Annotated in this window: 15 protein-coding genes and 2 pseudogenes; 7 read left to right on the top strand and 10 right to left on the bottom strand. The window is 35.9% G+C overall.

From position 1 onward, the window contains the following. Positions 1-66: 66 nt before the first annotated feature. A complete protein-coding gene (locus tag H6G44_RS12690; protein WP_190386876.1) occupies positions 67-1,368 on the top strand; it encodes a hypothetical protein in 1,302 nt (433 codons plus the stop codon). A 51-nt stretch (positions 1,369-1,419) separates the two neighbouring features. Here H6G44_RS12690 and xth read toward each other — a convergent pair whose 3' ends face one another. After that, on the bottom strand, positions 1,420-2,202 hold the full coding sequence (xth, locus tag H6G44_RS12685; RefSeq protein WP_190386877.1) for an exodeoxyribonuclease III: 783 nt from the start codon (positions 2,200-2,202) through the stop codon (positions 1,420-1,422). Between the two features lie 378 nt (positions 2,203-2,580). On the opposite strand from xth, the gene H6G44_RS12680 reads away from it, so the two are divergent. From H6G44_RS12680 to H6G44_RS12670, 3 genes are all read left to right on the top strand, one after another. Then, positions 2,581-2,778, top strand: coding sequence for a hypothetical protein (locus tag H6G44_RS12680; protein ID WP_190386878.1), 198 nt, complete (start codon positions 2,581-2,583; stop codon positions 2,776-2,778). 296 nt (positions 2,779-3,074) lie between these two features. Beyond that, positions 3,075-4,097 carry a zinc-dependent alcohol dehydrogenase gene (locus H6G44_RS12675; protein ID WP_190386879.1) on the top strand — a complete coding sequence of 341 codons (1,023 nt, stop codon included), beginning with the start codon at positions 3,075-3,077 and terminating at the stop codon, positions 4,095-4,097. A 3-nt stretch (positions 4,098-4,100) separates the two neighbouring features. Then, on the top strand, positions 4,101-4,712 hold the full coding sequence (locus H6G44_RS12670; protein ID WP_190386880.1) for a hypothetical protein: 612 nt from the start codon (positions 4,101-4,103) through the stop codon (positions 4,710-4,712). Positions 4,713-4,723: 11 nt separating this feature from the next. Here the strand turns inward: H6G44_RS12670 and H6G44_RS12665 are convergent, their stop codons facing one another. Beyond that, a complete protein-coding gene (locus H6G44_RS12665) occupies positions 4,724-5,065 on the bottom strand; it encodes a Dethiobiotin synthetase (protein WP_190386881.1) in 342 nt (113 codons plus the stop codon). Positions 5,066-5,512: 447 nt separating this feature from the next. On the opposite strand from H6G44_RS12665, the gene H6G44_RS12660 reads away from it, so the two are divergent. Further along, positions 5,513-5,950, top strand: a complete 438-nt coding sequence (locus H6G44_RS12660; RefSeq protein ID WP_190386882.1) for a hypothetical protein — start codon at positions 5,513-5,515, stop codon at positions 5,948-5,950. 68 nt (positions 5,951-6,018) lie between these two features. Here H6G44_RS12660 and H6G44_RS12655 read toward each other — a convergent pair whose 3' ends face one another. From H6G44_RS12655 to ubiA, 7 genes and pseudogenes are all read right to left on the bottom strand, one after another. Beyond that, positions 6,019-6,597 (bottom strand): hypothetical protein, encoded by a 579-nt coding sequence (locus H6G44_RS12655; RefSeq protein ID WP_190386883.1) that lies wholly within the window; start codon positions 6,595-6,597, stop codon positions 6,019-6,021. Between the two features lie 128 nt (positions 6,598-6,725). Then, the gene (locus H6G44_RS12650) at positions 6,726-7,604 is read right to left on the bottom strand and encodes a 4-hydroxybenzoate solanesyltransferase (RefSeq protein WP_190386884.1); all 879 of its coding nucleotides are present in this window, start codon (positions 7,602-7,604) and stop codon (positions 6,726-6,728) included. A gap of 141 nt (positions 7,605-7,745) precedes the next feature. After that, positions 7,746-7,859: pseudogene (locus H6G44_RS20810) on the bottom strand (antitoxin TumA); the annotation flags it as partial. 85 nt (positions 7,860-7,944) lie between these two features. Beyond that, positions 7,945-8,298: a XisI protein gene (locus tag H6G44_RS12645; protein WP_190386885.1), complete on the bottom strand. Its 354-nt coding sequence runs from the start codon at positions 8,296-8,298 to the stop codon at positions 7,945-7,947. Between the two features lie 184 nt (positions 8,299-8,482). Next, positions 8,483-9,013: a tetratricopeptide repeat protein gene (locus tag H6G44_RS12640; protein WP_190386886.1), complete on the bottom strand. Its 531-nt coding sequence runs from the start codon at positions 9,011-9,013 to the stop codon at positions 8,483-8,485. Positions 9,014-9,205: 192 nt separating this feature from the next. Then, entirely contained in the window at positions 9,206-9,472 is a 267-nt protein-coding gene (locus tag H6G44_RS12635; RefSeq protein ID WP_190386887.1) for a hypothetical protein, read from the bottom strand. Positions 9,473-9,494: 22 nt separating this feature from the next. Continuing rightward, positions 9,495-9,611: pseudogene (gene ubiA / locus H6G44_RS12630) on the bottom strand (4-hydroxybenzoate solanesyltransferase); the annotation flags it as partial. A 322-nt stretch (positions 9,612-9,933) separates the two neighbouring features. On the opposite strand from ubiA, the gene H6G44_RS12625 reads away from it, so the two are divergent. Next, entirely contained in the window at positions 9,934-11,568 is a 1,635-nt protein-coding gene (locus tag H6G44_RS12625; RefSeq protein WP_190386888.1) for a Ppx/GppA phosphatase family protein, read from the top strand. Between the two features lie 447 nt (positions 11,569-12,015). Then, positions 12,016-12,231 carry an NAD(P)H-quinone oxidoreductase subunit O gene (ndhO, locus tag H6G44_RS12620; protein WP_190386889.1) on the top strand — a complete coding sequence of 72 codons (216 nt, stop codon included), beginning with the start codon at positions 12,016-12,018 and terminating at the stop codon, positions 12,229-12,231. Positions 12,232-12,894: 663 nt separating this feature from the next. Here the strand turns inward: ndhO and H6G44_RS12615 are convergent. Continuing rightward, positions 12,895-13,137, bottom strand: a complete 243-nt coding sequence (locus H6G44_RS12615; protein WP_190386890.1) for a hypothetical protein — start codon at positions 13,135-13,137, stop codon at positions 12,895-12,897. Positions 13,138-13,313: the final 176 nt, after the last annotated feature.

Genomic DNA, 13,313 nt, shown 5'->3' with positions numbered 1-13,313 from the left:
ACTGACGAAATTTAGCAATTTGCTGGGAGTCTCAACAACTAAAGCGACAACTTACACATAATTACCATGTCTTCCGATTCTTCAAATCGTTATCAAAGCAAACTCTTTAACTTTGTCTACCAGCATTCTCGGTGGTTGACAAGAACATTGGAAAACACCATCAAAAATTTGCAAGTTGTTACTCAGTTGGGTATAGGTTCTCTACTTTATCCACTGTACCAATTATTGCCACAAAATGAAACGGGAAAACAATTACATTCAATAACGCCTCCTGCTAGTGATGGACCAATTCAAGTTATTTTAAATATAGTCAAAAATCTTCCTCCTGGAGATGCTGACTTACCGATTTCTCAAAAAACAAATCCTTTGACATTTTTAGGATTTTTGTGGGAGAAAATTTTTCTTAAGCGGGATTTTCCAACTTCAGAAAATACTCTTCAACAGTATATACCAAAAGTACAAGGAATTGCTATAGAATTGCAAACCCGTAATTTAGTATTAGTCAGTGCTGATAATCGCATTTTTGATATTTTCACTCCCCAGCAAAACGCCAAATTAGCAGATAGAATTAATAGCGAAGTTAGCGAATATCAGTATTCTTTACGAGTAATTTCTCATCAGCAAAAAGAATTATTGCCGAAAATTGATCATCTTTTGAATAAGTTGACTAGTGAGGATTCCATGATAGCACAAAAATCTTATCTTCATCCTATTAAACCTTTTGGATTTCTAGATAAATTAGTTGCTGACTTAGAAAATACAGCTTTAGTCCCCGCACAAGAACGCAGTCAGAAAATTATCAATAATTTCCAAAGTCAGTTTCAGGAGTTAGGAGTAAATCACGATGATTTAAAATCCCAAAAACTACAGATTTCTGATTTAATGACAGCGGTGATAAATTACTTTTTGGGAGGAAAAAATAATTATCAAATTAAATCAAACTTTGTTGGAGAACAACCACAATCGTCAAATAATTCCTTAGATGTTAGTGATTCCTTAGAAGATAATTGGTTAACATGGAATGATTTATTTAGTGATAATCAAACCAATACCGGGGAATTATTTGATGATCATGATGTTAGTAAATTACCCCAAATTCAACTAAAATGGGGATTACCTGTAATTCTTCGGAAAATAGGTCAGAAACCGCCAATTTCTGAAAATGAAGAATTTCTAGAAATAGATAGTCAAACTAGCCAAGAATTTAATTTTCAGCCTGATTGGATTGATATTTCTGCTACATCATTAGGTTATGAAAAACACCCATTAGAGCAAATTCTTGAGTGGTTAGATCAGATTATATTATGGATAGAACAGATATTAATAAATGTGGTTTACTTCTTCAGGGGTTTATTATTAGGTAGATAATTGAAAAATAATATCCCCGACTTCTTAGAAGAGTAGGGGATCTAAAATTTGTTAAAATTCTACAATTACTGGTGTATGATCACTTGGTTGAACTAATTTCCGGGGTTCAATATCAATAATACAACTTTGAGCGCGTTCATATAGACTTGGTGTGAGATAATGATGATCTATTCTCCAACCCAGATTACGTTTAAAAGCAGCGGTGCGATAATCCCACCAACTATAATTTTCCCCCGCGCTGTTAAATTTACGAAAAGCATCTGCGAAACCTAAACTTATCACATCTTTTAAAGCTTGACGTTCTTGTTCAGATGCCATAATATGATTAGCTATCTTCACTTGACTATTAATATCTATATCTTCCAAAGCAATATTAAAATCACCACACAGAGAAATGTCAGGATTTAATAATAGTAACGTCTGTAAATATTCCCTCAAGATTTTTAACCAGCTTAACTTATATTCATACTTTTCGCTACCAATAGATGAACCATTAGGAACATAAAGATTAACAATTCTTACCCCTTCAAAAATACCAGAAATAACCCGTTTTTGTTCATCCCATGATGATGCTAAATCTGGTAAAATAGAACCAAAACCTATATTTACATCTGTCAAAGGTTGACGACTAATTAAAGCCACCCCATTATAAGATTTTTGTCCAGAAATATACGGATAATAGCCTAAACTTTCAAACGCAATACGAGGAAAATCATGATCTATAACCTTAGTTTCTTGTAAACACAAAACATCAACATAATTTTCCGTTAACCAATTAATAATCTGTTCTAAACGTGTCCGAACAGAATTAACATTCCAAGTAGCAATTTTCATTAGTTAATTATCAACACAATTGTTAAATAAAGGTAAATTAATTATCTCATAAAAATTAGATATTTATGATCCCTAAGATAGATGAATAAGATATACACTAGTATATACTAGTTTATAGTTTAATCATGTTCTTATGAGTTTTGATTGTTTTCATAGAAAAATCCAATTGTATAAATGTCTAAAGATCTCATGAATTTAACATTTGTTGATAGTTTTTTCACCACCAAATTCTCTAAATTGGAGAATCGCAAATAGGGGAACAAAAACTAGAGAAAATGATCATCATTAACTAAAGCATAAATCTGGAATTTTAATAGGTTTAATAGCCAGATCAATTTTAACATAATCGTTTTTAATTTTTTGGAAGGAGGATATTATATGAGTATCATAGTTAACACCTGTCCCTGTTGCGGTGGTTCGATTCTGCGTCATGTTCGTCACCATGAAGTATATTGGTTTTGTGTTTCCTGTAGACAGGAAGTACCACTTTTAAGTATAAATGATGTATCTAACTCACTATCTCAGTTAGAAAACCGTAATCAAGAAGTTTTACCCCAAACTGCTTTGAGTTCTTAACAGTAACTCCCTATTTACAAATATTTTTGTCCAGTTTCTAAATACCCAAAATTTAGTTAAAATTAGGCATGGCCAATTTTCAATCCAAAATATATCTATTCTAATGAGGTATAAAATTATCTGTGTTCATCTGCGTTCATCTGCGTTTGATTCCAACTTATTGTACATCACTGGCCTAGGAATTGCTATATTATGATACTATGGTATACAATCTTGTTTAATTTGATAGCATGATTTAAGCTATATTCACAGGTGCGTATTTTGCGCCCCTACTTCTTTTTTATGGGTGAAAAGTTTTGTTAGCAGCACTACTTTACGGACAAGAGGATTTACGTCTAGAACAAGTCCCTGACCCCACTCCCGAACCCGGTGAGGTGGTGATTCAGGTAGAAGCGGCCACTACTTGTGGTACGGATTTGAAGGTGTGGCGACGTGGTGGCCATGCTAAAATGTTGACACCACCAACACTGTTTGGTCACGAAGGTGCGGGACGGATTGTTGCTGTCGGTAAGGGGGTGACTAATTGGCACGTTGGCGATCGCGTGGTAGCAAATAATTCTGCTCCCTGCATGAAATGTTTTTTTTGTCAACGTCGAGAATATTCTTTATGTCCTCATTTGACATGGAATAACGGTACATTTGCGGAATATATACCAATTCCTGCCCCCATTGTTCAGTATAATCTATTACCAATTCCTGATTCTTTACCCTCGGTATTAGCGGCGATGACTGAACCTCTGGCTTGTGTGCTCCATGGTGTAGCCCGTTCTGGCGTTAAACCTCATGATCGAGTAGTAGTTTTGGGTGATGGGGCTATCGGCTTAATGTTTGTAGCTGTTTTATCGGAATATACTGAGGTGATTTTATGGGGTGGAAATAACCAGCGGCTAGAAATTGGTAAAAAGCTGGGCGCAGCAAAGACTTTCAATTATCATCAACTGACGGATATTCCCAACCTAGTTAAGGAATTAACAGACGGCTGGGGCGCGGATGTGGTTATAGAAGCTACTGGTGTACCGAGTGTTTGGGAAACTGCGATCGCTTGCGGTCGTCCTGGTGCAACTATCAATTTATTTGGCGGTTGTCCAAAAGATACCACAATTACGGTTTGTACTGAGCAATTGCATTACAGTGAAATTACGCTCAAAGGAGTATTTCATAATACACCAGAATTTGTAAGAGCGGCTTTATCACTCATCGCTAGTGGTAAGATTCCTTTTGACTTACTCATTAGTGAACAGCGGCCTTTGCAGGACTTAGAACAGGTATTTATGGATATGAAGGCGCGTAAAGTAATTAAGGTAGCGATGTATAATTGAAAAATGCTTAAACAATCTTTACTGAAATTATTAATTTTATCTTGTTCTCTAATACCTTTTGTATCAGTAGAAATACTTATAGATTCTCCTGCAAAGGCCTTACCTGGAGAAAGTACAAAAAATGTGGTATCATGGATTCGATCACATCCGACTCTACAGCCAAAACAAGGAGAACGATTATCTGTCAGAAAAAGTGATACAGCGGCTCAAAGATTTACCTTTGAAGCCTCCATATTACCTCCCGGTAGGATAGTATTTACTGAAGATAAGGTGACAATTCGCACAGAAAGCCTAACCATATTTGATGCTGTTAATGGCATTACAGCAAAGCGTTTGCAAGAATCTTTGCGGATAATTTATAATCTAGATGTGTATCAAGATTATGATGAGGCTCAAATTATCTATCAATATCCTAGCCAGAGTGAGATTAATACAGATCGGTTAGCTAAAATACCACTTAGGGAAGCTATACAGGGAGAACTGCGAGTAGGAGAGCGTTACGCTTATTGGCTAGAAATCGCCCAACCGAAACAAGGAAAAGCCATTATTGGTAATATAACAGTTTTACTCAAAGCTGATGCCAATAAATTAGAAGCTGAATTAAGGACTCGTTAATTCATGTTCCATTATAACTTCTGCCACGTTCCTGAAAAAATACTTTCAGCCGCCAGGGAAATACGTACTAAATCCTGATTAAGCAGAGGTGGCCAGTCTACACCTACTTTTCTTCCCGCTGCAAAAAACCTTTGGGCTTTTACGGCCAATTGATATAAAGCAAAAGCGAGTTCTCTGTCTAAGCTGGTATCTGTTTTTGAGGCTTCAAATACTACTTTTAACGCTAACAGGGTTGAAGTAATTTGACCAGGAACAGGGGGTTTACCTTGCTGTAAACGATTTAACAGGGTATCTGGATTATCTGGGCTGTTGGTTTGGTCTATAAGTAGTTTACGTGCTATTTCGTAGTTCATGTTTCTAGTTAGTTTTAATACCTTGTGAAAGTTACACTTGATTAATATACTAACCGCATTCTCTGTGCCTTGGACAGAATCACCATAGCAAAGTAGTCCTGTAATTCCCTCTAATTGGTTATTCTTCTAGGATTTTTCCATGATATCTTTAAGTTCATGATACCCTAAATCAGGTTTTCCATAGCTACTGTAAATTAAGTGGTATAAACTCATTGTGTTTCTTTCCCCTGGATTACTTGGTATTTGTCTATTAAGTAGTTGAATTGCTGCAAATTACTGAATCTATGGACATTATAATACATTAAATTTTGTAGCTTTGCTTACGTTTTATATTCATGTTGTATATTATAAAATGGTATTTGGTAGATTTTAGAGCAAATTCTATCTTTTTGCCTGTTTTTTAATTAAGTTAACAAAGCTCTTCTAAAAGAGGAATGACGAATTATTATGGAACGTGGTCTTTTATGGTTGCCTTTGTTATTCGCATTTTTCTGGTTAGCGTGGCAAGGTTCACAGGAATATCAAAAACTTGAAGCTTATCAGATTTGGGCAGCACAATTTGAACGAGCTAAATATGATATTTATGCAGTATTAGCTCAAAAAGGTGATGATATTACTTGGGGAAAACCTACAACGAAAGGACCAATTGAACTAGAAACTTTTTCTTTATTAGATGTTCAAGAAATCCGCTTTTTAGTAAATGGTAATTCTGTAGATATAGAAAATCCACCCCTACAAGGTCGAAAAATCGAATTAGAGTTTTTATTAACTACTCCTAAATCAATTCTTGTTCCCTTTACAGAAGTTCCCCTAGCAGCAGAATGGGGTAAGTTTTTGCACAGGACATTAAAGCATTTGCAGTCAGGAAATAGTGATCTAATTTGAACTTAATATTTAGATATTTAGATGGACTTTCAAGATGATTAGATTCTTTTAATTTTCGTTAGCTCTACTTACCATTTTTCTGCCCAATAAACAATCTCTGAAGATGCAATATCAATGGCTACTCCATGACTATTACCATGATTCCATTTAGAACCAGGTTGGCTTTTATCTTCGGCTTTTAATACTAATATTTCATAACTGCTAGGAAAGGTTTCTATTTCTGAATCGCTAGTATAAAAAAACGTTGTTGGTACGCCGTTGGGTTGATTAATATGATTATTTGTATTTCCTCCCTGGTATTGATGTTGAGAAATTTTTTGGTATTGCTTGAGGAGGTTTTTAATCTTTACTTGTGGTTCTTTGATCCGAATTTGTAAAGAACTACTTCCCGGAATTACTCCCGAAGCATAAGCCATTTGTAAAACTTGAGAATCACTAGAAATTTGTCCGGGAAAATGTTGGATTTGTTGAATATCAGTCCATTTATGATTACGGATTTCTGGATATTGTGATATATCAGTAATTAACTGTAATTGTTTGTTATTACTAGTAGCTTTACTAATCCAAAAACCACCAATCACTAGACCAAAACTACCAAAAGACAGTAAAATTATTGTAGCGAGTTTAACAAAAATAGATCGCTTCATGAGGTTGGTTGCATCTAGCTTGTAGATTAATATCCCAACCTTTAAAACAGTAGTCCTGATAGTTTTGAATCTAGCTTTGGTTAGATTGACAAGAAAATTTTGATTTTGTGAAATTAACTACAAATTCACTAAGAACCAATAATCATTCCTGCTAAAATTACAAAACCAATCCAGACATTTTGACGAAACATTTCCCCATAAGCAGAATTAGGTATTTCTGGCTTTTGTAAGCGGATAATTTGCCAAATCCAGCCCATACTAGCCAGTATTAAAGTTATCCAAAAAGCGGTATTTAAATTAACTAATAACCCTACTCCAGCTAGAAGTATAATAGTACCAATGAAGAATATAGCGATCGCTGTAGGAGCATATTTACCAAAAAACAACGCGCTAGAATTAATACCAATGCGTTGATCATCTTGGCGATCGCTCATTGCATAGATAGTATCAAATCCTAAGGTCCATAGTACAGTCGCGCCCCAAAGTAACCAAGTGGGTGCTGTAATATTAGCGGTAACTGCACTCCAACTGATTAACACCGCAAAACCCCAAGCTATGGAAAGTACCAATTGAGGTACAGGAAATACCCGTTTTGCGCCGGGATACAGGACGATAACGGGAACTGCGGCCACTGACAACCAGAAGCTTAACCGGTTAAGATAAAAGGCCATTACAGCAGCACAGACTAGGGCGACTATCCCCACCACTATACCAATTTGAACGGAAAGGGCGCGAGATGCAAGCGGGCGATCGCGTGTCCTCTCTACTTGTGGATCAATATCTCTATCCCATAAATCATTAACTACGCACCCTGCCGCACTGGTAGCGATACTACCGACAATAATCACTCCCACTAGGGGTAATGGTGGTTTACCCGCAGCAGCCAAAAACACGGCCCACAATGCGGGAATCATGAGAATTAATCTACCTTCGGGTTTATTCCACCGCAATAGTCGGATAATTATTAGCCATAATGGTTGTCGGTTGGTTTTTGGTGTTTTAAACATATCCGATGATTGTAAATAATACCTTGATTAGACCATAATTTCATTGGCTACAAACAATCGGGTATTTTAAAAATAAAAACGAACCACGGAGGCACAGAGGACACAGAGGTAGGAAAATAAGAGATGTTCACAGTTATATTAATGGAAAAATTCTTCAGAATCCATTTTTTGTTGATTTTCATATATACTTGGTCGTTTGGTAACGGCAACTAAGGTATCTAATGGTGATGTATATTCAATGGTTTGTTTACGCATAGGTTTTTTCAATTTGAATATTAAACTAATATAACATAAAAATAAGGGTTTAGCATTGCTAAACCCCTACAATATTCTCATTATTTCAAGTTGTAGCAAATTCTGTGAAAACTCTTTTACTGGGATGATGGAAACCCAAAACAATATCATTCTGTGGTATTCCTGCTGATAGTAAATCATCGACTATACATAAATCTGTTGCATCTTCTTCTACCCAAATTTTGCCGTTTTTAATGGTAAGATAAATGATAATATGCTGTATTTGCTTTTTATCTTCCCAACCAAAACGAAACCAAATATATTGATCTCTGGTTTCATCAATAGCTAAACGTTCACTAACTTCAAATTCACATTTTTTTGAAGTTTGATTATTCGTCATTTCGTAATATTCAGTCAATATTTTTTTGATAATATTCTGGTATTTTTCTAGTTTATCCATTGGTTCTCGGTTAGCAGATAGGGTAATTTGTTGTGGTGTTAGTTTGATTGTTTTTGATTAGGGCTGGTTAATGTATGGGTAGAGGATAGAAAGTAAAATAAAGATAATGGTAAACCCCGTCCAAGTTGAAACCTATAGTTTTTCTATGGCGCAAACTCAAGTTTTCAAGATGGATGGAGTTTAGCTACAATTTATTCAATATTTCTTGTACTTGTTGAGCATTTTGTGTATTACCTTGTTGTTGAAATAGTTGTTTTGCAGTTTCTAAATCTTTAATCGCACCAGCTTTATCTCCTGATTTAGATTTAGCATTTCCCCGGTTGTAGTAGGCTTCGGCATCTTGAGGATTAATGGGGATAGCTTGAGTATAATGTTTAATCGCACCAGCTTTATCTCCTAAATTAATCGCAATACCCCAACTATAATTACCCCATTCCTTTAATGTTTTCTCATTAGGTTGTTCACTTTGTAAATAGCGAAAATCAGTTTGTAAAACCGGGTGAGCAATTTTACTATTTATCCCCACTAAATAACCTTTTTCATTAATAATTGCTCCTCCACTCATCCCCTGTTGAATATCATTTAATTTTGATTCTGATAAAGTCCCTGGTTTGCGTGCGAATACGGAAGAACTACAACCAATGATAATAATCCCAGAAGCGGGAAATAAGAGGATAAAGAAGAATAATAAATGGGATAATTTGTGTAATTTCATAGATGGTACTCCTGGTATTTGATAATTTGGTAATTGGTTAATTTTCGGTTGGTTTCATAACCCGTCAGGGAATCAATTCCCCGGCTAATAGCAGAAGTCCGTTAAAACGGACTAAAACATTCTTCCATTCAGTCGCTTTCAACCGACTTTAGTTTTTAGACAAGGAATTTATTCCCTGGCTTTATTGGCTGGCTAATGTCCTGATTTGGCTTTACCATCAGCTATTAGTTGATCATTAGATTTGGGTAATATGGGCATGACAGCCATAACTACACCGATAATAATGATGATTCCTGAAATGGTGCCAAGAATTAATTTCCAGGGAATTAAAGGTGCTGGAGGTGGAGTTAGTTGATTTCTTGTTAATGCTTGTAAGGCTTCCTTGGCGTTTTGAAAGCGTTTTGTATAATCCTCACAAATCATTTTATTTAAAGTATCAGCAAATTCATGACTTAACACCCAGCCGCACTAGTAGCGATACTACCAGGGGTAATGGTGGTTTACCTGCAGCAGCCAAAAATACGGACCACAATGCGGGAATGATGAGAATTAATCTACCTTCGGGTTTATTCCATCGCAACAGTCGGATAATTGTCAGCCATAATGGTTATTGATTAGTTTTTTTCGGTTTAAACATATTCAATAGTTGTAAATAATACCTTGATTACACCATAATTTCATTAGCCACTAACAATCGGGTATATTGAAAATAAATCAGAACATGATCATCGTTAGGTTAATATTCCCAATGGGATTGAGTTTTTTCTATAGTTAACAATTAAAAATACGGATTGGACAGAATTTTTGTGAAATTTGTAACAGTTAGCTAATTTATGGTCTCCATCAATGTAATTAATATATTTTGAAAATGGGGAGACCTCAAGACCGTATTTTTGTCTATCTTTCGAGCAATAATCCAGATGCTGAATTTAATCCCTGTTGACAACAGAAACCCACTTAATCAACCAGTGCGGGAAAACCAGATGATTGCAGCCATTGATATTGGTACAAATTCTTTACACATGGTAATAGTCAAAATTGAAGCCGCTTTACCATCTTTTACCATGATTGCGCGGGAAAAAGAAACCGTACGATTAGGCGATCGCAATTTAATTACTGGTGAATTAAAACCCGAAGTGATGCTTAAAGCGATCGCTTGTTTAGGCAGATTCAAAACTCTTGCCCACAGCTTAGAAGTAAATAGTATTGTCGCTGTTGCTACTAGTGCCGTCCGTGAATCTCCCAATGGTAAAGAATTTCTCCACCAAATCGAAACCGAACTTGGTTTAAGCGTTGACTTGATTTCTGGACCAGAAGAAGCCCGTCGCATCTATTTAGGTGTATTATCGGGGATGGAATTTAATCACCAACCACACATCATTATTGACATTGGTGGTGGTTCAACAGAATTGATTTTAGGGGACAGTGAAGAACCCCGGAGTCTTACCAGTACAAAAATTGGCGCAGTCCGCTTAACGGGAGAACTGGTCAACTCTGATCCTATCACCGAAACTGAATTTAAGTACCTACAGGCTTACGCTAGGGGAATGTTAGAGCGGTCTGTAGAAGAAGTGCAAGAAAAACTCAAAATCGGCGAATTTCCCCGGTTAATCGGCACATCTGGCACAATAGAAACCATTGCTACTATTCACGCTCGGGAAAAATTAGGTCTTGTTCCTTCTACTCTGAATGGGTATCAATTCAGCCTCCAAGATTTACGTATATGGGTAACTCGCTTACGGAAGATGACCAATGTGGAACGGGCCACTATTCCAGGAATGCCGGAAAAAAGGTCGGAAGTGATACTTGCAGGAGCAGTAATTTTACAGGAAGCTATGACCTTGTTAGGGGTGGAATCCTTAACAGTTTGTGAGCGAGCGCTTCGAGAAGGAATAATCGTAGACTGGATGCTGGCTCATGGCTTCATTGATAACAGATTACGGTTTCAAACTTCCGTTAGAGAACGTAGTGTATTAAAAACTGCCAAAAAATACTACAGTAACTTAGAACACAGTGAGCGTATTACCGCTTTCGCGCTAAATATATTTGACCAAACTCAGGGAAAATTACACTATTGGAATACAGATCAACGTAAGTTATTATGGGCTGCGGCAATTTTACATAATTGTGGTCACTATGTTAGCCATTCATCGCACCATAAACATTCATACTACTTGATTAGAAATGGGGAATTACTTGGTTATAATGAAACAGAGATCGAAATTATTGCAAACATAGCGCGTTATCATCGTAAATCTGCACCGAAGAAAAAACATGATAACTATCGCAATTTACTTCACAAGGAACATCGGCAAATGGTTAATCAACTTAGTGCTATTTTAAGGTTAGCTGTTGCTTTAGATAGAAGACGAATAGGTGCTATTTCTCATGTTAAATGTGAATATTTACCCAATTTTAAGGAATTTAAGATGTTCATATTTCCATCATTAATTGATGATGAATGTGCTTTGGAAATGTGGAGTTTAGATTACAAAAAAGGAGTTTTTGAAGAGGAGTTTGGTTTAAGATTTATGGCAATATTAATGAATAGATAAATGATATATTTAGATCCCCGATTTCTTAGATAAGTCGGGGATATTCCTTATTTTTCATAATTAATTGAAGATTGCTATGATATTTTAAATGAGATTGTGGGAAAACTTTTTCTGGTGATATGAGAATTAGGGGGTTGACAATTGCTTCGGGATGTGTTATGTTGAAGCTGATAAGGAAGAACTAAGCAATAATAACATAATACAGCGTTTTCCACACTGATAAGGTACAAAATTAAATCATCAAACTCTTGTGGTGCGGGCATCTTACCCGCTTTGTCCGCTATATATGTACCTCATAACACCGGGAAGTGATTTATCAGAATTTTCTCCGGAACCGCTGACCACAAACGTAAGCGGTTATGTTTTTTGAGGAAAAATTATGCCTTTGTGTCTGCGGACAAGATAAAATTTTCAGTAAAAGCGTTTATTATGGAATAAGGGGAATTTATGGCCATGAAAAAAGGAAATATGGTGCGAGCTATTCGGGAGAAGCTAGAAAATAGCCTGGAAGCTCAAGCTAGTGATTCTCGTTTCCCTAGTTATTTGTTTGAAACTCAGGGGGAAATTGTAGATATTAAGGGTAATTATGCTTTGGTGAAATTTGGACAAGTACCAACACCAAATATCTGGTTAAAGTTGGAACAGTTGGAAGAGTTCGTTTAACAAACATACAGCGTTTTCCGCTGAAGATGAGGTACAAATTTGAATCATCAAACTCTTGTGGTGCAAGCATATTGCCCGCTGGATATGTACCTCATAACACCGGGAAGTGATCTAAATATAACAGACCCCCGACTTCTTCAAAAGATTGGGGATCTAATTACGTATATTTGCGATTTGTTTTTGTTTTCATAATTTAAGCGATATAAAGCACTTCCCGAAGGCATACTAAAGATAAAAATATTATTTTTTTATGAAAGCATATTCAATCGATTTCCGAGAGAAAATAATACAACAGATATTTAGGACAAAATATCAATTTGAATCTCTAAGTGCAAATGTTATTTGTTTATCTCGATATTTACCTAAAAAACCATACACCAAAAGACTTTCAACCCTGTTCCCTGTTCCCTGCTATAGCAGTTCCCCTGCTCGTGAGGTAAAAAGTTTTTTAGCTTTAGAGAACAGGGGAATATTGAATATTTTGCCATGATACTCAAACATAAGCCTTATTTCTTATATTTAGCAAGCTTTATAAGATTTTTTTGTTTAGATTGTGCTATATCTCTTCATGCTTGCTTCAAAAATACTTGGCAAATTATTACTGATAGTATCGAATGGCAATCGTTATTAAAAACTATTAAAACCAACTAATCGCAAAAGGATCTACATTGGTTGAGATGGGATAGTTTGACTAGCTGCAAAAACAGGTCTAGCTACTGGTGAAGCATTATAAGAACCTTCTAAAGTTTCCCAAGAAGTTACAAAAGCTGCTAATGCAAAAGGACAGGCCTTCCAAACCCCTTGTACTGGTGCGCTCAATTTTTCACACATACCACCACGGCGACCTTGTGGTTGGTAATAACGACAACAACGACAGGTAGATGTTAAACTCTTGATTAGTTTCATAGCCTTCATTTCCAGTACCATAGGACCAGTTATCACACCTATATATTTTATATTTCTGGCTTGTCGTCTAAAATAGGCATGAAAGGCAAAAAATCATGATTGGATATAGGTTCTAGCAATTATTAGCCCTAAATAAACTTTATTATGTCTTTAGATTCTTGTTATATTTGTAAATG

The sequence above is a fragment of the Aphanizomenon flos-aquae FACHB-1287 genome (genome assembly GCF_014698755.1).
GTDB lineage: Bacteria > Cyanobacteriota > Cyanobacteriia > Cyanobacteriales > Nostocaceae > Dolichospermum > Dolichospermum flosaquae.
Note: the sequence above shows the minus strand (reverse complement) of the source record. Positions and strands in the feature narration are given on the sequence as shown.